Source organism: Nocardia sp. NPDC024068 (assembly GCF_040638875.1).
Lineage (GTDB): Bacteria > Actinomycetota > Actinomycetes > Mycobacteriales > Mycobacteriaceae > Nocardia.
In genome coordinates this window covers 19,794-40,401 of the sequence record NZ_JBEZYU010000051.1, presented here as the reverse complement: position 1 = coordinate 40,401, position 20,608 = coordinate 19,794, and the positions used below count along the sequence as shown (strand labels likewise).

Sequence of the window (20,608 nt, the reverse complement as noted above, 5' to 3'; positions counted from 1 at the left end):
GGCTGTTCGCAGATGTACGTGAACTGGTGGTAAGCCTCGGATATCGCTGCGGCGTCTCGACGAAGCGGGTACGTGGGCGGAGCGAACCGGCCGCGGCAGGGGCCGGGCCGGGTCGGCGGGCGACGAGAGCACGCAGGTCACGCGCGCGCCGGAAGTCCGACTTCCGGTGCGGGCGCGGGCCTGGCCGGGCGATCGCCCATCTTGGCCCGCAGCGCCCAGGTGCCCGCGAGAGTGGCCAGTTGCAGGCAGACGAAATAGGTGGCCACCGCCCACGGGCTCCCGCCGGTGGAGGTCAGGATCCACTGCGCGAGCAACGGCGTGGAGCCGCCCACGACCGAGGAGCACAACTGGTAGGCCAGCGAAACCCCCGAATACCGGACTCGCGCCGGGAATGCCGAGGCCAGCCAGCTCGCCAGTAGCGCCCAGTAGGCGCCGTAACCGAGGGTGCTGACATAGAGCGCGGCCGCGATGGCCACCGGATCGGCCGATTGAATGGCGGCGAAGAACGGCACCGCCAGCACCACCATGACCACCAGCCCGGCCGACAGCACCTGGTACGCGCCGAACCGGCGGGCCAGCCGGGCGGTGAACGGCGCCCAGGCGAACTGCAGGATCGCCATCCCCAGCAACACGTTCAAGATGACCGACCGGTCCATCTTCAATTCGCTGGTGGTCCACGACAGCAGGAAGGTGTTGTTGAAGTACACCGTGGTGACCCCGGTGATGGAGGCGGCCATGGCCAGGGCCAGGATTCTCGGGTTCTTCCGGAACACCTCCACGGCGGGTATGTCGACCGTCGCGTCCGCTTTCCGTACCTCCTCGAACTCCCGGGTCTCCTCCACCCGGAAGCGGATGTAGACACCGACACCGACGAGCAGCGCGCTCAGCAGGAAGGGGATCCGCCAGCCCCAGGCGAGGAACTGTTCGTCGGGCAGCAGTCCCACGGCCATGAACGCCAGCGTCGCCAGAATCGACCCCGCCGGTGAGCCCTGCTGCACCCAGGTCCCGGCGGTGATCTTGTTCTTGTCCGAGGCGTTCTCCGTCGCCATCACGACCGCGCCGCCCCATTCACCGCCGACGGCCAGCCCCTGGACCGCGCGCAGCACGATCAACAGCACCGGCGCCAGGGCCCCGATCTGGGCGTAGGTGGGTAGCAGGCCGATCAGGGTGGTCGCCGAACCCATGATCACCAGGGTGAGGACGAGAACATTCTTCCGTCCGAATCTGTCGCCGAAATGCCCGAAGATCATGCCGCCGACCGGGCGCGCGATGAATCCCACCCACATGGTGGCGAAAGATGCCATCAATGCCGAACCGGGCGCGAATTCGGGATAGAAGACCTTGCTGAAAACGAGGGCGGCGGCCGTCCCGAATATGAAGAAGTCGTACCATTCGATGGCGGTTCCGATGAACGCACCCCAGGTCGAGCGGCGTTCTCTTTTCCGGGTTTCCCCGAGCGTTTCTGAATTCATTTGTTCATTCCGATCACATATTTCTGAAACGGCGCACGAATACACCGCGGCCGATACCGATAACCATTCGGCGGACGCGTGGGCACAGCGCTGTACCGCACCGGAAACAGCGGATTCCGCTCTTATATATCGAGAACCAATTTCTCGGACCGGCTGCGGGCGCAGCAGATCATCACGGTGCGTCGTTCGTTGTGCTCCGCGGGCGCACGCACGGTGTCGAAGTGCACGGGTTCACCGGAGACCACCGTCGTCTCGCAGGCCCCGCAGACGCCTTCCTCACAGGAGAAGGGCACATCGACACCGGCGTCGAGCACCGCCTCCAGAATCGACCGACCGGCCGCCACGCCGATCTCGACCCCCCGCCCCGCCAGCACGACCGTGAAACCGCCCCGGTCGGCCGGCGCCGGGGCCGCGTTCGCGAACCGCTCCACGTGCACGGGCTGCCCGCGTTCCCCGGCCAGCGCGGTGACCTCGCCGGTCATGGTTTCCGGACCGCAGCAGTAGACCGCCGCGTCCCGATCGGCCGCGACGAGGGCGGTGCGCAACCGGGTTCCATCGCCCCTGCCGTAGTGCACCGCGACCCGGTGGTCGCCGGCGAGCAGGTCCGCGAATACCGCGTGCTCCGGAGACCGGCAGAAGTAATGCATCCGCACCGGACGCCCCAGTTCGGTCAGCCGGTCGAGCATCGAGATCACCGGGGTGATGCCGATACCGCCCGCGATCAGCACATACGATGCCGCGCTCTCGTCGAGCGCGAAGGTGTTGCGGGGGGCGCCGATCTCCAGGGTCGATCCGACCCGCAGCTCGTCGTGGATCCAGCGGGAACCACCGCGGCCGGTGTCGTCGCGCCGGACGCCCAGTACGTACCGGGAACCCGAGCACAGCGGCCGGACCAGTGAGTACTGCCGCACCCGGGAGGTGGTCGCCAGGGCGGCCGCCGCCGGCAGCCGGATATCCACGTGCGCGCCGGCCGATACCGCCGGAAGGTCGCGGCCGTCCAGCGATTCGAGTTCGACCAGATGGGTGTCCACGGCGGCGTACTCGATCCGCCGCACCCGCACCGGAGTGCAGGTTCCGGGGCCGGTCAGCGCCGCGGCGGGGACTTCAGAGACTGCCGAAAGCGCCATAGGTGACTCCCGCCGATTTCAGCCAGCTGCGATATTTCTGGCCCATGAGATCGCTGCGGTGATGCAGTTCGTAGCGCAGTTCCACCGGGATGCGCTCGGGGCGCTGGGTATCGACGATGGCGCTGTCCTGGGCATACACCAGATCCTGGCGGCGCCGCACATCCTCGTCGCTGGGCGCCGGATCGAAATTCATCGCACAGCAGATCCGCACGATACTGGTGGTCTGGTCGACGGGCTGGGCGGTCAGGAAGGTGCAGAACCGGTCGGCCTCGTCGCCCTCGTGCGCGCGGGCCGGATCGGCGATCACCACCCGTTTCTTGAAGTAGGCCACCAGTGGCCGGAACACCCGGTAGGCGTAGTAGGCGATCACCGGGATCCCGCGGGGGTCGCCGTAGGGCTGGGTCACCCGCACCTCGGTCGAATAGATGCCCTGGTCGTCCTCGTACACCTCGTACGGCGCGATCGGGTCCGGATCGTCGATCACCCCGTTGACCCCCGCGTGCACGAAGGGGAAGTGCGAGGCGTCGATGAAGTTCTCCACCGCGCGGTATCCGGACCGGAACCGGTACGGGCCGCACACCACCTTCTTGTAGGAATGGTCATCCCATTCCGGAAAGGACGGGATATCGTGTGCGGGAGTTCCGATACACACCCACACCAACCCGTATTTCTCCTGGACGTGGTGCGGTATCGCCCGGGCCTTCTTCATCGGTTTCTCCGAGGGCGCGGCGGGCATGAACACGCATTTGGCTTCGCCGTCGTAATTCCAGCCGTGGTAGGGGCATACGACACGGTTGTCCTTGACGAAACCCTTCGACAGGCGCGCGCCCCGATGAACGCACAGATCGTCCCATGCGTGCATCTCGCCTTCCCGATCCCGCCACAGCACGAGATCTCGTTCCAGCAATGTGGTGGCGTGGAGATCGCCGTATCCGATTTCGGCGGAGGTCGCCACGACATGCCAGTCGCCGAGCAGGACGGCATCGGTGCACCCGGGTGATTCGAGGTCAACAATTGACGGTGCCGACATACGGGCTCCTCGGAAATTCTATAGGCGCGGAGATCACGCAAGGCCCAAGGTAAACCGGATTGGTCGGACCAGCAACCGATCGTGTAAACGTCGCACGAAGCGATGTAAACAGCATTTGAATTCGCGCAGGTGCCCGGCCGATTCGCTGCCGCAGAGAATTTCACGAACGAGGTACGGCCACCCGTTGCCGCGCAGCGGAACCTATCACCGTCGCGCGACCCGCCGGTGTCACAACCGGCGCAGGCCGATCTCCTTCACATCGCGCAGATGCTGTTCCATCGCCGCGCAGGCGCCCGCGCCGTCGTGCGACGCGACGGCCGCGTAGATCGCGTGGTGGCCCTGGATGGAGATGCGGCGGCCCAGTTGCGTTTTGTGCGAGAGTTCGCGGGTGCGCTCGGTCCAGCTGGTGGTCATCGCGCACAGCGCCACCAGCAGCGGGTTCTGCGCGGCATGCGCGAGCAGGGTGTGGAATTCGACGTCGAGGCGGATGGATTCCGCGACCGCCAGCTGTTCATCGGATTCGTCGAGGACCCGCGAGAGCGACAGCAGGTTCGATTCGACCGCCCGCAGGGCCGCGAACTGCGCGATCCGGGGTTCGACGATATCGCGCAACTCGACCGCGTTACCCAGTTCGGCATCGAGTTCGGACAGGCCGCCGAACAGCTCGGCGGCGGCCGCGGGCGGCGCGGCGACGATACTGCCCCGGCCCTGATGCCGGACCACCAGCTGTTTCCGTTCGAGTTCGAACATCGCCTCGCGCAACGAGGTCCGCGAGACACCCAGACTGGAGGCGAGCTCGCGTTCGGCCGGCAGGCGATCACCCGCCGACAGTTCCCCGGAGACGATCATCTGCTCGATATGAGCGGCCACCTCGGAGCCGACGCTGCGCGTGCGGCGATTCAGAGGTGGAACCGAAACTGGCCTCATGCAACGACGATAACCGCACCTTCGCACCCGGACCAGAATCGGTTCACGCGATGGAGAAATCCGCCGATTCTCGATTGCCGACAGCGCATCGAGCGGCCGAATCGCCGCACAGTTACGTTCCTGTTTCGCAGGTTACGTTTCGCTCCGGCGGGTCGCCCGGGATGATCGCGGCTCCCTACAGTCGATGTGGTCGGACCAATTCTGGATCAATCGGAGCCATTCGGCAGAGCGCCCGAACCAGCGCGCGCGGGTCGGCTGGAACACGGCACCGACGAGTACCTACGGGCAAATTGAGGTGATCGCATGAACCACTCGCCGGATCGCTACGACATCCTGCTGCGGGGAGGCCGGGTGATCAGCCCAGCCAACAGCCTCGACGACCGGATGGACGTGGCCGTCCGCGACGGACGAGTCGTCGCGATACAACCGCGGATCCTGGACTCGAGCGCCCGGGAGGTCGTCGACGTCCGCGGAAAGCTCGTGGTTCCCGGGCTGATCGACACCCACGCGCACGTGTTCCGCTACGTCTCCGGGCGCTTCGGCCTCGACCCCGATATGGTCGGCGTCCGTTCCGGCGTCACCACGGTCGTCGACCAGGGCGGGCCCTCCTGTATGACGCTGCCGGGGTTCCGGCACTACATCGCCGAACCCGCGGATACCCGGGTGCTGGCGTTCCTGTCCGCGTACCTCGTGGGCGGTCTCGAGGGTCACCTCTACGAGAACCTCTACAGCCCCGACGGCGTGAACATCGACGCCACGGTCGCGGCCGTGGAGGGCAACCGCGACCTCGTGCGCGGGATCAAAGCCCACGCCGAGATCGGCGGTTTCGCCCGCTGGGGCATCCGGGTGATCGAAATGGCCGCCGAGATCGCGCACCGGGTGGACCTCCCGCTCTACGTCCATTTCGGCCAGCTGTGGAAGCTGCCCGAAGGCGGCGCGAACGGCGAGGACGCCGATACGATCCTGGAGCGCGTCATCCCACTCTTGCAGCCCGGAGACGTACTGGCGCATCCGTTCACCCGGCATCCCGGCGGTTTCGTCGACCACGACGGCAACGTGCACACCGTCATCCGGGCCGCGCTGGACCGCGGACTCAAGGTCGATGTCGGGCACGGCAGTCATTTCTCCTACCGGATCGCCGCGAAGGCCATCGCGGCCGGAGTGATACCGCATACCCTCGGCGCCGATATGCACGGCTACAACACCGAGGTGCCGCCCCCCGCCGGTACACCGGCCGAACATCCCGACGATGAGAACCATCCGTTCAAGGGCCAGGCACGGTTCAGCCTCACCCAGGCCATGAGCTCCATGCTCGCCCTCGGACTGGACCTACCGCGGGTCGTGGCGATGGCGACCTCGAACGCCGCCGAAATGCTCGGGCTCTCCCACGAACTCGGCGTGCTCGAAGTAGGCCGGACGGCCGATATCACGGTGCTCGACGACGAGCGGGGCGCGTTCGCGTTGCAGGACAACGAGGGCACGATCGCCGAGGCCGACCGGCTGCTGCGGCCCGCGTTCTGCCTGCGCGGCGGTATCCGTCACGACGCCGACTCCCCGATCCTGCCCGTCGCGGTCCCGGCATGACCGACACCGCAGGCACGACGGAATCCCGACACACCGGCAGCACTGTGATCCCACGCCACGCCGACTACGACAGCAACGCCGCGGTACCCGCCGCGGCCGCGCTCATCCGGCAGCGCCTCGAACACTCCCGGCGGTTCCGGGCCCGCCACCCCGGGCACCTCGATATCCCGTACGGCCCGCTCCCGGCCAACAAATGGGATATCTACCCCGCGGCCGATCCCACCGCGCCCTGCCTGGCGTTCGTCCACGGCGGGTACTGGCAGCGCAACGACCGCCAGGGCTTCGCCACCGTCGCCGAAGGGTTACACGCGCACGGCTGGTCGGTGGCGCTGCCCGGACATACCCTGGCGCCGGAAGCGTCGCTGACCCGGATCGTGGCCGAGATACGCGCCGCGATCGGCTGGCTGGCCCGGCACGGAGACGACCACGGGGCGGCCGGGCCGATCGTCGTATCGGGATGGTCGTCGGGCGCCCACCTGATCTCCCTCGCCCTCGACCTGCCCGGCGTGATCGGCGGCCTGGCGGTATCGGGGGTGTACGAGCTAAGGCCACTCACCGAAACCGGGTTCGGCGCAGCCCTCGCCCTCACCCCCGACGAGATCGCCGGTCTCTCCCCCCTGCACCGCCCCGTAGGCGATACCACTCCCCTCACCGTCGCCTATGGGACGGCCGAACTACCGGCCCTGATCGGAGATTCGGCGGCACTGCACGCCCACCGGATCGCCGCGGGAGCGCCTTCACGATTACTGCCGGTCGAGGGCGCGGATCATTTCACGATCCTCGAGGAATTCCGCCGGCCCGGCGGTGTGCTGGTGGGCGCCGCATTGGATATCGTGCGGGCCCACCGGCATCAATCGGGTGATTCCGCCCGCAGCTGATCCACGGCCGCGACGAAATCCGGGTGTGCGGACACGATCAGGTGTTCGGTCTCGTGGGTGAGCCAGACATCGGCGAAGAAGCCCGATCGGGACCAGGACACCACGGCAACGGCCAGCGCGAAGAAACATCCGGGCACCACCGCAAGTGCCAGCGGAACATAGAGCTGTTCCAGGTGGAGGGGGACCGCGACAGCAAGCCCCGCGAATACCGCCACGACCGCGAGCAGGGCCACCTGCGCGATCCGCCGGTACCGCTTGACGTCCTGGAGGCAGAATTCGCAGGCGGGGCAGTCGAACCGGAGCCGGGCCTGTATCCCGTAGTTGTCGTCGGGCCGCCACGGCGGTCTCATGGATCTGAGGAACACCCGTGCGGTCGGAATCTCCGATAGCGGCATCCCCTGGGAGTTCACCACGAAGGGGCGATCTTCCACGGAAGGAAGGCCGTGTTCACTGCACATATCGGGCAGGGCTTCGACCAGCTTCAGCTCGAGCGGTCCATCGGTGAGAACCGGGGGCCGGTCCACGTCCACCTCCGTCGCGAACAGCACTTTGTCCCGCCCACTCACCGCAGCCAGCCGTTCTCCCGGCGATCCCGGTAGTAGAGATCGTCCTCATCGGGTTCGTCCGGGGTGACGACCTGATCCCGGTAGGACTTGCGCCGAACCGGCGGAGCCGCCGCGGCCGGCGAAGGGGGCGGTTCCGGCGGCGGTGGCGCCGGTGCCTCTTCCGCAGGCACCGGCCACTCCGGCGGCTGCTCGCGGAATTGGTCGAGCTGGGCCCGGCCCTGCTCCGCGAGCCGCTCCCGTTCGTCCTCCGGCATCTGCGTGAACCGCTGCATGGCCGCGGGAAGGGTCCGATCCAGCACCGCATGGAAAGCGGTGCTGTGCATTAGTTCCCGGGCACTTCCGCGGCCCGCGAGGATATCGCCGATCTGCTTCTTCAACTGCGGGTCCGCCGAACGGTCCCGGATGACCCGCAGTGCGCTGGAGAGCTGGCGCGATACCGCGACATCCCCCCGGGCGAGATCGTGTATCGGTTCCGGTGAACTCATATCAGGCTCCCGGATGGTCGTAGGACTTCTGAGGCAGGGCGGGCAACTCGCCGGACTGCAGCGTGCCGATACCCGAGTAGATGACCCCGGCTATTCCTTCCAGCACGGTGTAGATCGACGAGAAGGCCGCGACGACCAGCCCGAATTCCTTTATGACCTTCAGGGTGCTCAGGGTGGCGGCCGCGACCAGCGCCGCGGTCGCGACGAGACCGACTCCCGTGGCCGCGGAAATCTCCACCGCGACCCATTCGATGATGGCGACGGCCGCGAGATCCAGCAGGGTCTGCACGGTATCGCCGATCGTCTTGGCGCCGAAATAGGCTGCGTTCGCGAAGTTGTTGATCTCGTCGGCGATCGTGTTCAGGGAATCGATCTGCGCCGATACCGCGGTGGCCAGCTCCGCGAAATAGGTCTGGGCGCTGTTCGCCGCGTTGCCGTCCCAGGTGGCGTCCACGGCCTTGGCCGCGTTCTCGATCTCGCCGGCGAAACCCGAACTGTAGGCCGAGAGGTTCTCGACGGCCTTGCCCGCTTTCTGCAGGGCCTCCCAGTCACCGGAGATCTTCTGCGCGAACCACTCCACGGGATCCACACCGAGGACATTCTTGCTCCACGTGCAGGCCCAGTAGGTCGGTGAGATCTCGTTGGCGGTGACGAGAAACTCGAACTTGTCGTTCATCGGATCTTCGAGAGCCGGCTCCACCAGCTTCTCGGCGGGTGCCGCGCCCATCATTCACCGCCCGGATAAGTGCGATCCAATGCCTCGGCGTTCCCCTTATCGGTCGTCCGGTACATCTGCGCCACTGCCGCGAGTTCGGTCGCCGCGGCCGCGGACAGGTTTCCGATCGTCTCGTAATTCGCCTTCAACTTCTCGTGTGCCTCGCTGATGGCACCGAGACCGACGCGTAGCAGGCCGCCGTCACCCCACACCGTGTTGTCGACCACCAGCCACTTATCGATATAAGCCGTGGCGTTCGCGTTCTCGTCCGCCAGCTTCTTGATGCTCGCGGAGAACTTGTTCACTTCCTCGGGATCGACCCTGAGATCGTCCGGCATTCTGGACCCCTCCCTCCGGCGGTGCTCCCACACACCGCATACGACTCCGGCAAACCCTGGCACAGCCGTGGTCTCGGGGCAAGCAGTCACCGGCGAAGGCCCTCGCGCGTACGGAATACCCGGCAAGGGCTCCGAACTACGGATTGCTGGCGGAGACGGAGGGATTTGAACCCCCGGTCGCTCTCACGACTCTCGCTTTCAAGGCGAGTGCATTCGGCCGCTCTGCCACGTCTCCAGGGCCTCGATGGTAACCGATACACCCGCAGGTCACCGAAATCCCGGGTACCGGGTAGGCAGCTCCCGGCCGGTACGAGCGGGCGGGGTTCAGCGCGGGACGGCCAGCAGGTCGCGGGTGATTCCGGCGAGACCGGCGCAACCGGAAAGTCCCATGGCGGAATCGAAGTCGGCGAGCAGCAGCCGCAGCGCGTGGCGGACTCCGGCCTGCCCGGCGATACCGAGCGCGTAGGCCCACGGCCGCCCGTAGCAGACCGCTTTGGCACCGAGGGCGAGGGCGACCAGCACATCGGAGCCGGTGCGGACCCCGGAGTCGAACAGCACATCGGCGCGGTCGCCGACCGCGGAGACGATCGGGCCGAGCGCGTCGAGTGCGGGGATCGAATTGTCGATCTGACGGCCACCGTGGTTGCTCACCAGCACACCGTCGGCGCCCGCGTCCACGACCGCACGGGCGTCGTCGGGGTGCAGCACACCCTTGACCGCGATCGGCAGATCGGTCCATTCCCGCAGCTTGGCGAGATCGGCGACCCGCAGGCTGTGGTTACCGAACAGGCCCACCCAGGTGAGGATCGCCATTCGCATGGCGTCGTCGCTCTCCTCCGGCGGGGCGGGGAGCTTGGCCCGGAAGACCGGGTCGGACAGGTAGTTGGCGATACCTTTGCCCAGCAGGAACGGCAGATGACCGAGCTCCAGGTCGCGGGGGCGCCAGCCCAGCGACGGGGTGTCCACGGTGACGACGATCGCCGCGGCCCCGGCCCGCTCGGCCCGCTGGACGAACGATTGCGCCAGTTCGTCGTCGGCGGGCCAGTACAGCTGGTACCACCAGTCACCGGCGACCGCGCCGACCTCCTCGATGGTCGACGAAGCGGCGGTGGACAGGATGCTGCCCACCCCGAGTTCCTTCGCCGCCTGCGCGACGACCACCTCACCTTTCTCGTGCAGCAACTCCAGCACTCCCACCGGCGCGGTGAGCACGGGCGCGGCCAATTTCGTGCCCAGCACCTCCACCGCGGTATCCCGGGCGCCGGGGCCGCTGGTCCCGCACAGCATCCGCGGGACCAGCCGGTAGCGCTCGAACGCGGCGCGGTTGGCGGCGGCGGTCCGCTCGCTCGACGCGCTTCCGGCCACATAGGCGTACGCGCGGGCGTCGAGCAGCTCCCGGGCCTTATCGGCGAAGCCGTCGGCCGTCATCGGCAGGTCGGGTATCGCACCGCCCATTCCCTGGAGGTAGATCTCGTTCTGGAAGTCGATGAAGCTGCTCACGGACAGTCACGCTAGCCGTGTCCCGGCACGGTGGGCAGTCCCTCGGCCGTTTCTGTTGCAGTATGGGGCGATGCGCGCGATCAACTTGAACGGCTACGGCGGACCCGAGGTCATGGAATGGTCCGAGGCGCCCGACCCGGCACCGGGCCGCGGTGAAGTGGTGATCGAGGTCGCGGCGGCCGGGGTGAACCGGGCCGACCTGCTGCAGCGGCGCGGCCTCTACGCCCCACCGCCGGGAACGACGGCGGTACCGGGTCTGGAATGTTCCGGTGTGGTGGCCGAGGTCGGCGAAGGCGTGAGCGACTGGTCGCCCGGCGACCGGGTGTGCGCGCTGCTTTCCGGCGGCGGTTACGCGGAGAAGGTCGTGGTACCCGCCGGGCAGGTACTGCCGGTGCCGGACGGGCTCGATCTGGTGGCGGCCGCCGGTCTGCCCGAGGTGGCGGCCACGGTCTGGTCGAATCTGGTGATGACCGCCGGACTGCGGTCGGGTCACCTGCTGCTGATCCATGGGGGCGGTAGCGGTATCGGTACCCATGCGATCCAGGTCGCGGTGCAGCTGGGCGCCCGGGTCGCGGTAACGGCCGGATCGGCGGCCAAACTCGAGCGGTGCGCCGAACTCGGCGCGGACGTGCTGATCAACTATCGCGACCACGATTTCGTGGACCTCATCCGCGCCGAAGAAGGACTCGGCGGTCCGGGCGCGGACATCATCCTCGACAATATGGGCGCCGCCTATCTGGGCCGCAATATCGATTCACTGGCCTTGGACGGGCAGCTGCTGGTGATCGGGATGCAGGGCGGGGTGAACGGTGAACTGAACCTGGGCGCGCTGATGGCCAAACGCGGGACCGTCCGGGCTCTCAAACTGCGTGACCGCCCGGCCACCGGCCGCGGCAGCAAGGCCGACATCATCGCCGAGGTGCGGACACGGCTCTGGCCGCTGCTCGCGAAGGGGGCGGTCGTACCGGTGATACACGCCGAGGTCCCGGTGACCGAGGCGGCGCGGGCCCACGAGATGCTCGACGAGCACGAGACCTTCGGCAAGGTGATCCTGCGGATCGGTGACCGCTGAGGCGATCCCGCCGATCGGTGACGATCGAGGGGCCCGGCGGCTCGATCAGCCGAGGGCCGACAGGGCCCGGCCGAACAGATCGATCTCACGCCGGGTCGTGTACGGGGCGAGGCCGATGGTCACCGCGCCGCCCTCGTCGTTGACACCCAGAGCGTCCAGCAGCCGGCTACCGCCGTGCGGGCCGGCCAGGACATTGATCCGCTTATCGGCCAGTTGCGCGGCGATCTTCTCGGCCTGCATCCCGTCGATGGTGAAACTCACCGTCGGGATGCGGGTGGAGGCGCGTCCGATCACGGTGAGTCCGGTAACACCTTCGAGAGTGCTCATCAGATGTTCGAACAGCTGATCGTGGTAGTCCTGCAGCGAGGTGACCGACAGTTCCAGCCGTTCCCGCCGGGTGCCGGTGGCGCGTTCGTCCAGCCCGGCCAGATAGTCGATCGAGGTGGTGAGTCCGGCCAGCAGCGCGTATTGGTGCCCGCCCACCTCGAGCCGCTCGGGTCCCTTCGCGTACGGATTCAACGCCATGGACGGGATCCGATCCAGGAAGGCCGGGTCCCGGAACACCAGCGCCCCCAGCTGGGGACCTCCCCAGCTGGGGGCGCTCAAGGCGACCACATCGGCGTTCAGATCATCGATATCGATCAGCGCGTACGGCGCCGCGCCGACCGCGTCGGCGACCAATAACCCGCCCACCTCGTGCACCCGTTCGGCCGCCACCCGCACCGAGGGCGCCGAGCCCACGATCGGGGAGGCCGCGGTGATCGCGACCAGCCGGGCGGTCGGGCCGATGAGTTCCTCGTACTGCCAGGCCGGCATCTCGCAGGTCTCGATCTCCACCTCGGCCCAGCGCACATGCGCCCCGTAGCGGTTGGCGATACGCAGCCACGGCGCCACGTTGGCCTCGTCGTCCAGGCGCGAGAGCACGATCCCGGTCCCGAGGCCGAGCCGGGAACTCAGCGATTCGGCGAGCCAGGCCAGCAGTGCCGCGCGGTCCGGGCCCAGGACGACCCCGCTGGGGTCGGCGCCCACGAGGTCGGCGACCGCGACCCGGGCGTCCTGCAGGACCTCCGCGCTGCGTTTGGCCGCCGGATGGCGGCCCAGATGGGTGAATGACGACGTGCGGAAACCGATGGACACCGCGCGCGATACGGAATCCGGAACAAGCATGCCTGCCTGTGGAGCCAGATTGATCCAGCCGTCGGCCAGAGCGGGGATCAGCCCCCGGACCCGCGCGACGTCGTAAGTCATGCAGGTCACTTTAAGGCCACAGGGCCCGGCCCGGTAACCCTGGTCCAGCCCAGTGTGCTGTGCACAACGCCTATGACCCAGCTGTGCGCAATACGCATAACTCCCCCGGCGCCACGTGCGTCACCGGCCGCGCCGACTCGCGGCACCGACCTGCGGTGAGCGCCGCTGGTGGACCGGCTTAGCGCGTTCGCGGCGAACACGACATGATGGAGACCATGACGCAATCGGATGACGCATCGGATCCCGTTGTCGTGATCGGCCCGGAGGGCCGGCCCGTGGTGCTGCCCGCGGGCGCCGCGACGAGCGCGTCGTACCCCGGCCGGGAAGAATCCCCCGAGGAGGCCGCGGAGCGCGACGCCTCCGAATCGCTGGCCGATATGGTCGAGCAGCCCGCCAAGGTGATGCGTATCGGCACCATGATCAAACAGCTGCTGGAGGAGGTCCGGGCGGCGCCGCTCGACGACGCCAGCCGCACCCGCCTGGCCGAGATCCACAAATCCTCGATCCGGGAACTCGAGCAGGGGCTGGCCCCGGAACTGCGTGCGGAACTGGAACGTCTGGCCCTGCCGTTCGGCGCGGACGCGGTCCCCTCCGATGCCGAACTACGTATCGCGCAGGCGCAGCTGGTGGGCTGGCTGGAAGGTTTGTTCCACGGCATCCAGACCGCGCTGTTCGCCCAGCAGATGGCGGCGCGGGCGCAGCTCGAGCAGATGCGCCAGGGCGCCCTTCCGCCGGGTATCCACGCCGCCGACGGCCGGGGCGCGCAGCCCGGGCAGACGATCGGGGGCACCGGGCAGTACCTGTGACGGCGGTGGTGTATATGCCTCCCGCTACCGGGGACTGCCGGTCGGGGTAGTGTCGTGCACCGTGCCTGCAGCTTCCGCTCGCTCTGACCTGGTAAACACCGAATCCACGGAGCGCACCGACGAGAGCACGGTGCGCTCCGACCCCACCTCCGCCGCAGATGAGACGCCCGTGAGTTCCGAGCAGACCCCGGTCGCCGGCGCCGTAACCGCCGACACCGCGACGACCGAACCCGCGCCCATCCGGTCCGATTCACAATCCTGGACCCGGGCCTGGCGCGATTTCCGCGACGGGTTCGGACAGCGCGAACTATGGCTCTCGCTGGGCTGGCAGGACATCAAGCAGCGCTACCGGCGCTCGGTGCTGGGTCCGTTCTGGATCACCATCGCCACCGGAGTGCAGGCCACCGCCATCGGCATCCTGTACGCGGCGCTGCTGGGCCAGCCGCTGCAGCAGTATCTGCCGTATGTGGCGGTGGGCCTGATCGTCTGGAATGTCATCAACGCCTCGATCCTCGAGGGCGCGGAGGTCTTCATCGCCAACGAGGGGCTGATCAAACAGCTACCGTCGGCGCTGAGTGTGCACATCTATCGCCTGGTCTGGCGGCAGGTGCTGTTCTTCGCCCACAACCTGCTGATCTATGTGGCGGTTCTGGCGCTGTTCGGGGTGTGGCGTGATCTGCACTGGACCGCGATCTTCGCGATACCCGCACTGATACTGCTGTTCCTCAACGCGATGTGGGTCGCGGTGCTGTTCGGGATCTTCAGCACCCGCTACCGCGATATCGCGCCGATCCTCGGCAGCATGACCCTGATGCTGTTCGTGCTCACACCGGTGATGTGGAACACCAAGAGCCTGGAGGCCCAGGGCGGCGATGTGGCCGAACGGGCCCGGCTGGCCGAGATCGTCCCCACCTACCATTACCTGGAGATCGTGCGCGCGCCGTTGCTCGGCGACGACCAGAAGCTGTATCACTGGGTGATCGTCGGCGCCATCACCGTGGTGGGCTGGATCGCCGCCGCAATCGCCATGCGGCAGTACCGTTCGCGCGTGCCCTACTGGGTTTAGGAGTCAGGCGATCATGACCGATCACGTGAGTATCGAAACCCGCGACGCGTGGGTGGAGTTCCCCATCTTCGACGCCAAATCGCGGTCGCTGAAGAAGGCCTTCCTCGGCAAGGCCGGTGGTGCGATCGGCCGCAACCAATCCGACGTCGTGGTCGTGGAAGCGCTGCGCGACATCACCCTGTCGCTGAAGGAGGGCGACCGGGTCGGCCTGGTCGGCCACAACGGCGCCGGTAAATCGACCCTGCTGCGGCTGCTCTCGGGCATCTACGAACCGTCCCGCGGCAGCGCCCGGATCCGCGGCCGGGTTGCGCCCGTGTTCGATCTGGGTGTCGGGATGGATCCGGAGATCTCCGGGTACGAGAACATCATCATCCGCGGCCTGTTCCTGGGCCAGACCCGTAAGCAGATGCTGGCCAAGATCGACGAGATCGCCGATTTCACCGAACTCGGCGAATACCTGTCCATGCCGCTGCGCACCTATTCCACCGGTATGCGGGTGCGCTTGGCGATGGGCGTGGTGACGTCCATCGATCCCGAGATCCTGCTGCTGGACGAGGGGATCGGCGCGGTCGATTCCGAGTTCATGAAGAAGGCCCGCGTGCGCCTGCAGGAGCTGGTCGCCCGGTCCGGCCTGCTGGTGTTCGCCAGCCATTCCAACGAGTTCCTGGCCCAGCTCTGCGATACCGCGATGTGGATCGATCACGGCCAGATCCGGTTGCGCGGCGGGATCGAAGAGGTCGTCCGCGCCTATGAGGGCCCGGAAGCGGGTAATCATGTGGCGACGGTCCTGCGGGAACTGGAAGCCGAACGGGTCGGCGAGACCACGAAACCCTCCGCCGGACCGGCGGACGCGCCGTCGGGCAGCGAACGAGAACTGGAGAACAACACGGCATGAGCGAGTCAGGCCCGGAGGCGGTAGCGAAGCGTGACCACGAAGGGCCCTCGCTCATGCCCGGTCAACAGAGCATGAGCGAGTCAGGCCCGGAGGCGGAAGCGTCCGCAGCCGTACTCCCGGAGGCCGACTACGGCACCGGCGCCACCATTGTCGCCGTCGTGGTGACCCACAAGCGGCGTGATCTGCTCGCCGAATCGCTGAAAGCCGTGGCCACCCAGTCGCGGCCGGTCGATCATCTGATCGTCGTGGACAACGGCAACGAAACCGAGGTCGCCGATCTGGTCGCCGATCAGCCGCTGCCGACCACCTATCTGGGTTCCGCGCACAACCTGGGCGGGGCGGGCGGTTTCGCGCTCGGCATCCTGCACGCCCTCAGCCTGGGCGCCGACTGGGTGTGGCTGGCCGACGACGACGGCCGCCCCGAGGGCCCCGAGGTGCTGTCCACCCTGTTCGACTGCGCCCGTCGGCACCAGTTGGTGGAGGTGTCACCGGTGGTGTGCGATATCGACGAACCGGACCGGCTGGCCTTCCCGTTGCGGCGTGGTGTGGTGTGGCGGCGGCTGCGTTCGGAGCTGGGCCGCGAGGATTTCCTGCCCGGGATCGCCTCCTTGTTCAACGGGGCGCTGATTTCGGCGCAGGCGGTGGATGTGATCGGCGTTCCGGATCTGCGGTTGTTCGTCCGCGGTGACGAAGTGGAGGTCCATCGGCGGCTGGTGCGCTCTGGATTACCCTTCGGCACCTGTCTGCAAACGGCGTACCTGCACCCCAACGGTGCGGCCGAGTTCAAGCCGATCCTCGGGGGCCGGATGCACACCCAGTACCCGGACGATCCGGTGAAGCGCTATTTCACCTACCGCAATCGCGGCTATCTGATGTCGCAGCCCGGTATGCGAAAGCTGCTGCCGCAGGAATGGATTCGTTTCTCCTGGTTCTTCCTGGTGACCCGGCGCGATCCGGCGGGGTTGCGCGAGTGGTTCCATCTGCGCAGTCTCGGCCGCAACGAGCAATTCCAGAAGCCGGAATAAGGCGTAGGGCACATATCGGCCACCGATCCCGCAACAGGTCTTGACGGCCGATGCGAGAGTTTCCTCCGCGCCGGGTAAGTTCGGCTGGCAATCCGCAGATTCGGGAGGAGATCGATGAGTTACCCCGGCGGCCAGCCGCCACAGGGCCAGCCCGCACCCGGCCAGTACCCGGCACCGCAACCACAGTTCGCACCGCCGAACCCGGGTGGGCAGCCACAGTTTCCAGGGGGGCCGCAGGGCGGTCAGCAGCAGCCGTGGGGGGCGCCGCCGCCCGGGCAGCCGCCACAGGGACAGCCGCCGCAGGGCGGGTTCGGCCCGCCCGGCGCACCGCAGCAGCAGTTCCCCAGCGGGCCGTACGCCCAGCCGGTGGGACAGCCGCCGGCCCAGTTCGGACCCGGCGGACCACAGCCCGGACCGTACGGTCAGCCGGGTCAGCCGGCGCCGAACGATCCGCCCGGCATCACGGTGAACTGCTCCTACACCCCGTTGGCCTTCCTGCTGGCCATCACCAAACCGAAGATCATCGTGAACGGCCAGCAGGTGCCGAACACCCGCTGGGGTGACAACCACGTCCCCGTGGGTCCCGGCAACTATCACATCCGGGTCAGCACGCCCTGGCTGTTCGATATGGGTCCGGCCGAGATCGCGGCCTCGGTGGCGCCCGGCCCCGGAGTCCGCTACTTCTACCGGACGCCCGCGATCATCTTCCTGAACGGCGCGATCGGCCCGGGGCCGCAGAAAACCCCGGGCATGGTCATCATGTATGTGATCTGGGCGTTCATCGCGCTCATGTTCCTGCTGAACATCCTGCTGATCGCCACGATGTGACAGTGGACCGGGAGCGCTCCGCGGCCTGCCGCGGAGCGCTCCGGGTTTGCGGTGAGCGACGCCGGGACCTGCGGTGATCGCGCGCCCCCTGGGCAACGCCGGACCGGTTGCCTAACCTCGGAACGGCAGCGCCGCGGGTTCGTGGCGTGGTCGCGACAACAGGAGGGCAGGCCATGGCAGGAACCGAGGGCACACCGCTGAAGGGCCGGACGCTGATCATGTCCGGCGGCAGTCGCGGTATCGGATTGGAAATCGCCAAACGAGCCGGCGCCGACGGCGCGAACATCACGCTGATCGCCAAAACCGATCAGCCGCATCCGAAACTGCCCGGCACCATCCATACCGCGGCGGCCGAGATCGAGGCGGCCGGTGGCACGGTGTTGCCGTTCGTGGGCGATATCCGGCTCGATGATTCGGTGGCCGAGGCGGTCCGGCAGACGACCGAGCGTTTCGGCGGAATCGACCTGGTGGTGAACAACGCCTCCGCGATCGATCTCTCCCCGACGGAGACGCTGGCGATGAAGAAATACGATCTGATGCAGGACATCAACTGCCGGGGCAGTTTCCTGCTCTCCAAACTGAGTATCCCGGCGCTGCGCGAATCCGCTGCGGCCGGGCGCAACCCGCATATCCTCACCCTGTCGCCGCCGCTGAATCTGGACCCCAAATGGGCCGGTTCCTCGCTCGGCTACACCATCGCCAAGTACGGGATGTCGCTGACCACGCTGGGTCTGGCCGAGGAACTGAAATCCGCGGGTATCGGGGTGAATTCACTGTGGCCGCGCACCACCATCGCCACCGCGGCCGTGCGCAATCTGCTGGGCGGCGAGGAGATGGTGCGCACTTCGCGCACGCCGGATATCTACGCCGACGCCGCCTACCTGGTGCTCACCTCGCCGGCGGCCGAGACCACCGGCAACTTCTTCCTCGACGACGAGGTGCTGGCCGCCCACGGCATCACCGACCTGGACAAGTACCGGGTGACGCCGGGCGACGAACCGCTCACCACGGACTTGTTCCTCTGATCCGGACCGGGACCGCCCGGTGGGTGGCGTGCCCGAGGCCGCCACCCACCGGGGTCAGTTCCGGTGCTCGATCCCGTACAGCCGCTCCCAGTTCTCGCGGCTGGTGAGTTCGGCGTGCGCGGCCCGGTAGCGCTGCTGCAGAGTGGGCAGCTCGCGGTACAGGGTGCGCAGCGCCCGCAGCGTGCGCAGCAGCAGGGCTCGGGCCCGCGCCTTGTCGCGTTTGCGCACCCGCACTCCCGACTGCGACGCGTCAGTCACCACCACATGGTCGAACAGCGAGACATGCCACCAGTGCGCGTCTTCGCGCGTCACTCCGACCAGCCCGGGCTGGACCCTGCCGGTCCACTGCTGGATGGCCCGTTTGACCAGCACCAGCAGCAGCCGGCTGGGTTCGCCACCGGCCCGGCGCACCCGGATATCGGCGGAGGGCACAGTCGGCTCGGCGGCCGGATGTTTGACGGTCTCCGCGTAGTCGGCACGACTGGTCCGCGCGCGTTTGAGCACTTCCACGCCGCCGTCGGACAGGATCGAGGGCCCCTGCAGGAAATCCTCGATGCCCTGCAGGGTGGTGTGCGCGAGCCCGTACTGCATCCCGACCAGGTATTCGGTGATATTGCGGAACAACTGCCGGGTGACGGTGCTCGGGTCCAGATCGGCGTGCATGGCACTGACGATCAGCGAGTTCCGGGTGCTGAAGTAGCGCGCCCAGTCGTCGAAATCCTTCCAGTAGAAATCCGCGTGCCAGACCGCCGCGTTCGGCAGGGTGACGGTAACGAACCCGTGCTCACGGGCCCGGACTCCGTACTCGACATCGTCCCACTGGAAGAAGATCGGCAGCGGCAACCCGATCTTCTTCACCACCTCGGCCGGGATGAGGCAGGTCCACCAGGCGTTGTAACCGGCGTCGACCCGGCGCTCCTGGTTCTTCTTCAGCATGCTGGTGTTGCGCAACGCCTTGGGGACCTTCTGGCCGTGCATCAGCTTGTGCAGATGCACGTCCTCAGCGCCGACGTTCAGGTAGTCGGGGTTGAGCAGGAAGAGCATCTGCGCGCCGACCAGGGTCGGTTCCACGGTGAGATTGGCGAATGCCTGCAACCGCAGCACCGTCTCGGGTTCGCACAGGATGTCGTCGTCCATCAGGATGACGTCGGCGTGCTCGTTGGCCGCGGAGACCTCGTACAGGCCGCGGGTGAAACCGCCCGCGCCGCCCAGGTTGGGCTGGCGGATATAGCGCAGCTTATCGGCGAGACCCGGCTGGATCTGCTGGAACAGCGGCCGGTCCGCCACCAGGTCGGTGCCCTGATCGACCACGTAGACGGCGTCGATCGCGCTCAGCACGGCCTGGTCCGCGGCCAGGGCGGCCACGGTCTCGGCGCAATCCTGGGCCCGGTTGAACGTGCAGATCGCGATGGCGACCGGACGGACCGTCTCGGGGGCCTGCGCGGTCCAGGTGAGCTCGGAGACCGCGAGGTCACCGCCGACGGCGTCGAACTCCAGCCACACCGCACCGCCGTCGACGAACTGGTCGAGCGGTGCGGTCAGGGTGAGCGGGCCGCTGGCGGTGACCTCGGCGGTCCCGACGATCCGCCGGTGCCCGGCGATATCGGAGGCCACGATCCGCACGCTCGCCTTCTTGCCGACGTGCAACGTCATCGTCGCCTGCACCTCGGTCACCACGGTCCAGCGCTGCCAGTAGCTGGCCGCCAGACGGCCGAAGTAGGTGTTGGTATGCGCGCTGGACCCCTTGTCCAGGCGCAGGCTCAGCCGGTCGCGGGTGGCGCGGCCCTTGACCACCACGTACAGCTCATCGCTGATCTTCGCCGAAGGTCCGGTGAAGATACCTCTGGCGAGCACCAGGCGGTCCGGCGCCACGTGGTGTTCGGCGCGGAGCGACTCGGGTGCGACCGCAGGGTGATCGTTCGTCTCGGTAACGGCCTGCATAGCCGACTGGTCCATGAAGTCCTCGAAATCCTCAATGCTGTGTGCCGACGGAACAGACATGTCCCTGAATACGGTTCGCG

Annotated in this window: 20 protein-coding genes and 1 tRNA gene; 9 read left to right on the top strand and 12 right to left on the bottom strand. The window is 67.5% G+C overall.

Going from position 1 to position 20,608, the window contains the following annotated elements; all coding sequences use genetic code 11:
* Nucleotides 1–137: 137 nt before the first annotated feature.
* The 4 genes from AB0F41_RS26070 to AB0F41_RS26055 form a co-directional block, all read right to left on the bottom strand.
* Complete coding sequence (locus AB0F41_RS26070; protein WP_357428181.1) at nt 138–1,472, bottom strand: MFS transporter; 1,335 nt, start codon at nt 1,470–1,472, stop codon at nt 138–140.
* Between the two features lie 122 nt (nt 1,473–1,594).
* Nucleotides 1,595–2,599 (bottom strand): PDR/VanB family oxidoreductase, encoded by a 1,005-nt coding sequence (locus tag AB0F41_RS26065; protein ID WP_357428179.1) that lies wholly within the window; start codon nt 2,597–2,599, stop codon nt 1,595–1,597.
* Entirely contained in the window at nt 2,577–3,629 is a 1,053-nt protein-coding gene (locus AB0F41_RS26060; RefSeq protein WP_357428177.1) for an aromatic ring-hydroxylating dioxygenase subunit alpha, read from the bottom strand. Before AB0F41_RS26060 ends, AB0F41_RS26065 begins: the two co-directional genes overlap by 23 nt.
* Nucleotides 3,630–3,857: 228 nt before the next feature.
* Nucleotides 3,858–4,556 (bottom strand): FadR/GntR family transcriptional regulator, encoded by a 699-nt coding sequence (locus AB0F41_RS26055; RefSeq protein WP_357428175.1) that lies wholly within the window; start codon nt 4,554–4,556, stop codon nt 3,858–3,860.
* A 303-nt stretch (nt 4,557–4,859) separates the two neighbouring features.
* Here AB0F41_RS26055 and AB0F41_RS26050 point away from each other — a divergent pair, with 303 nt between their 5' ends.
* Nucleotides 4,860–6,140, top strand: a complete 1,281-nt coding sequence (locus AB0F41_RS26050; protein ID WP_357428173.1) for an amidohydrolase/deacetylase family metallohydrolase — start codon at nt 4,860–4,862, stop codon at nt 6,138–6,140.
* Complete coding sequence (locus tag AB0F41_RS26045) at nt 6,137–7,018, top strand: alpha/beta hydrolase (protein WP_357428171.1); 882 nt, start codon at nt 6,137–6,139, stop codon at nt 7,016–7,018. Before AB0F41_RS26050 ends, AB0F41_RS26045 begins: the two co-directional genes overlap by 4 nt.
* Here AB0F41_RS26045 and AB0F41_RS26040 read toward each other — a convergent pair.
* From AB0F41_RS26040 to AB0F41_RS26015, 6 genes are all read right to left on the bottom strand, one after another.
* Nucleotides 6,991–7,584, bottom strand: a complete 594-nt coding sequence (locus tag AB0F41_RS26040; protein ID WP_357428169.1) for a hypothetical protein — start codon at nt 7,582–7,584, stop codon at nt 6,991–6,993. The two genes, AB0F41_RS26045 and AB0F41_RS26040, sit on opposite strands and share 28 nt — an antisense overlap.
* Nucleotides 7,581–8,069 carry a hypothetical protein gene (locus AB0F41_RS26035; RefSeq protein WP_357428167.1) on the bottom strand — a complete coding sequence of 163 codons (489 nt, stop codon included), beginning with the start codon at nt 8,067–8,069 and terminating at the stop codon, nt 7,581–7,583. The genes AB0F41_RS26040 and AB0F41_RS26035 overlap by 4 nt, the downstream gene beginning before the upstream one ends.
* 1 nt (nt 8,070) lies before the next feature.
* Nucleotides 8,071–8,796 carry a WXG100 family type VII secretion target gene (locus AB0F41_RS26030; RefSeq protein ID WP_357428166.1) on the bottom strand — a complete coding sequence of 242 codons (726 nt, stop codon included), beginning with the start codon at nt 8,794–8,796 and terminating at the stop codon, nt 8,071–8,073.
* The gene (locus tag AB0F41_RS26025; RefSeq protein ID WP_357428164.1) at nt 8,796–9,122 is read right to left on the bottom strand and encodes a type VII secretion target; all 327 of its coding nucleotides are present in this window, start codon (nt 9,120–9,122) and stop codon (nt 8,796–8,798) included. The genes AB0F41_RS26030 and AB0F41_RS26025 overlap by 1 nt, the downstream gene beginning before the upstream one ends.
* Before the next feature lie 147 nt (nt 9,123–9,269).
* Nucleotides 9,270–9,357: transfer RNA gene (locus tag AB0F41_RS26020), tRNA-Ser, on the bottom strand.
* Nucleotides 9,358–9,446: 89 nt separating this feature from the next.
* Nucleotides 9,447–10,622, bottom strand: coding sequence for an alpha-hydroxy-acid oxidizing protein (locus AB0F41_RS26015; RefSeq protein ID WP_357428162.1), 1,176 nt, complete (start codon nt 10,620–10,622; stop codon nt 9,447–9,449).
* 70 nt (nt 10,623–10,692) lie between these two features.
* On the opposite strand from AB0F41_RS26015, the gene AB0F41_RS26010 reads away from it, so the two are divergent.
* Nucleotides 10,693–11,694: an NAD(P)H-quinone oxidoreductase gene (locus AB0F41_RS26010; protein WP_357428160.1), complete on the top strand. Its 1,002-nt coding sequence runs from the start codon at nt 10,693–10,695 to the stop codon at nt 11,692–11,694.
* 45 nt (nt 11,695–11,739) lie between these two features.
* Here the strand turns inward: AB0F41_RS26010 and AB0F41_RS26005 are convergent, their stop codons facing one another.
* On the bottom strand, nt 11,740–12,942 hold the full coding sequence (locus AB0F41_RS26005; protein ID WP_357428158.1) for a cysteine desulfurase-like protein: 1,203 nt from the start codon (nt 12,940–12,942) through the stop codon (nt 11,740–11,742).
* 215 nt (nt 12,943–13,157) lie between these two features.
* Here AB0F41_RS26005 and AB0F41_RS26000 point away from each other — a divergent pair, with 215 nt between their 5' ends.
* From AB0F41_RS26000 to AB0F41_RS25975, 6 genes are all read left to right on the top strand, one after another.
* Nucleotides 13,158–13,748: a bacterial proteasome activator family protein gene (locus tag AB0F41_RS26000; protein ID WP_357428156.1), complete on the top strand. Its 591-nt coding sequence runs from the start codon at nt 13,158–13,160 to the stop codon at nt 13,746–13,748.
* A 238-nt stretch (nt 13,749–13,986) separates the two neighbouring features.
* Nucleotides 13,987–14,814: an ABC transporter permease gene (locus AB0F41_RS25995; RefSeq protein ID WP_357428185.1), complete on the top strand. Its 828-nt coding sequence runs from the start codon at nt 13,987–13,989 to the stop codon at nt 14,812–14,814.
* Nucleotides 14,815–14,827: 13 nt separating this feature from the next.
* Nucleotides 14,828–15,709, top strand: a complete 882-nt coding sequence (locus AB0F41_RS25990; RefSeq protein WP_357428154.1) for an ABC transporter ATP-binding protein — start codon at nt 14,828–14,830, stop codon at nt 15,707–15,709.
* 71 nt (nt 15,710–15,780) lie between these two features.
* Nucleotides 15,781–16,734 carry a glycosyltransferase family 2 protein gene (locus AB0F41_RS25985; protein WP_357428152.1) on the top strand — a complete coding sequence of 318 codons (954 nt, stop codon included), beginning with the start codon at nt 15,781–15,783 and terminating at the stop codon, nt 16,732–16,734.
* 114 nt (nt 16,735–16,848) lie between these two features.
* The gene (locus tag AB0F41_RS25980; RefSeq protein ID WP_357428150.1) at nt 16,849–17,562 is read left to right on the top strand and encodes a hypothetical protein; all 714 of its coding nucleotides are present in this window, start codon (nt 16,849–16,851) and stop codon (nt 17,560–17,562) included.
* Between the two features lie 173 nt (nt 17,563–17,735).
* Complete coding sequence (locus AB0F41_RS25975) at nt 17,736–18,587, top strand: NAD(P)-dependent oxidoreductase (RefSeq protein ID WP_357428148.1); 852 nt, start codon at nt 17,736–17,738, stop codon at nt 18,585–18,587.
* A gap of 54 nt (nt 18,588–18,641) precedes the next feature.
* Here the strand turns inward: AB0F41_RS25975 and AB0F41_RS25970 are convergent, their stop codons facing one another.
* Nucleotides 18,642–20,543 (bottom strand): glycosyltransferase, encoded by a 1,902-nt coding sequence (locus AB0F41_RS25970; protein ID WP_357428146.1) that lies wholly within the window; start codon nt 20,541–20,543, stop codon nt 18,642–18,644.
* Nucleotides 20,544–20,608 lie beyond the last annotated feature (65 nt).

What these genes read in the sequence shown, in the direction of transcription:
- AB0F41_RS26070 (WP_357428181.1), bottom strand. Translation starts at nt 1,472, where the DNA reads ATGAATTCAGAAACGCTCGGGGAAACCCGGAAAAGAGAACGCCGCTCG.
- AB0F41_RS26065 (WP_357428179.1), bottom strand. Translation starts at nt 2,599, where the DNA reads ATGGCGCTTTCGGCAGTCTCTGAAGTCCCCGCCGCGGCGCTGACCGGC.
- AB0F41_RS26060 (WP_357428177.1), bottom strand. Translation starts at nt 3,629, where the DNA reads ATGTCGGCACCGTCAATTGTTGACCTCGAATCACCCGGGTGCACCGAT.
- AB0F41_RS26055 (WP_357428175.1), bottom strand. Translation starts at nt 4,556, where the DNA reads ATGAGGCCAGTTTCGGTTCCACCTCTGAATCGCCGCACGCGCAGCGTC.
- AB0F41_RS26050 (WP_357428173.1), top strand. Translation starts at nt 4,860, where the DNA reads ATGAACCACTCGCCGGATCGCTACGACATCCTGCTGCGGGGAGGCCGG.
- AB0F41_RS26045 (WP_357428171.1), top strand. Translation starts at nt 6,137, where the DNA reads ATGACCGACACCGCAGGCACGACGGAATCCCGACACACCGGCAGCACT.
- AB0F41_RS26035 (WP_357428167.1), bottom strand. Translation starts at nt 8,069, where the DNA reads ATGAGTTCACCGGAACCGATACACGATCTCGCCCGGGGGGATGTCGCG.
- AB0F41_RS26030 (WP_357428166.1), bottom strand. Translation starts at nt 8,796, where the DNA reads ATGGGCGCGGCACCCGCCGAGAAGCTGGTGGAGCCGGCTCTCGAAGAT.
- AB0F41_RS26025 (WP_357428164.1), bottom strand. Translation starts at nt 9,122, where the DNA reads ATGCCGGACGATCTCAGGGTCGATCCCGAGGAAGTGAACAAGTTCTCC.
- AB0F41_RS26010 (WP_357428160.1), top strand. Translation starts at nt 10,693, where the DNA reads ATGCGCGCGATCAACTTGAACGGCTACGGCGGACCCGAGGTCATGGAA.
- AB0F41_RS26005 (WP_357428158.1), bottom strand. Translation starts at nt 12,942, where the DNA reads ATGACTTACGACGTCGCGCGGGTCCGGGGGCTGATCCCCGCTCTGGCC.
- AB0F41_RS26000 (WP_357428156.1), top strand. Translation starts at nt 13,158, where the DNA reads ATGACGCAATCGGATGACGCATCGGATCCCGTTGTCGTGATCGGCCCG.
- AB0F41_RS25990 (WP_357428154.1), top strand. Translation starts at nt 14,828, where the DNA reads ATGACCGATCACGTGAGTATCGAAACCCGCGACGCGTGGGTGGAGTTC.
- AB0F41_RS25985 (WP_357428152.1), top strand. Translation starts at nt 15,781, where the DNA reads ATGAGCGAGTCAGGCCCGGAGGCGGAAGCGTCCGCAGCCGTACTCCCG.
- AB0F41_RS25980 (WP_357428150.1), top strand. Translation starts at nt 16,849, where the DNA reads ATGAGTTACCCCGGCGGCCAGCCGCCACAGGGCCAGCCCGCACCCGGC.
- AB0F41_RS25975 (WP_357428148.1), top strand. Translation starts at nt 17,736, where the DNA reads ATGGCAGGAACCGAGGGCACACCGCTGAAGGGCCGGACGCTGATCATG.
- AB0F41_RS25970 (WP_357428146.1), bottom strand. Translation starts at nt 20,543, where the DNA reads ATGGACCAGTCGGCTATGCAGGCCGTTACCGAGACGAACGATCACCCT.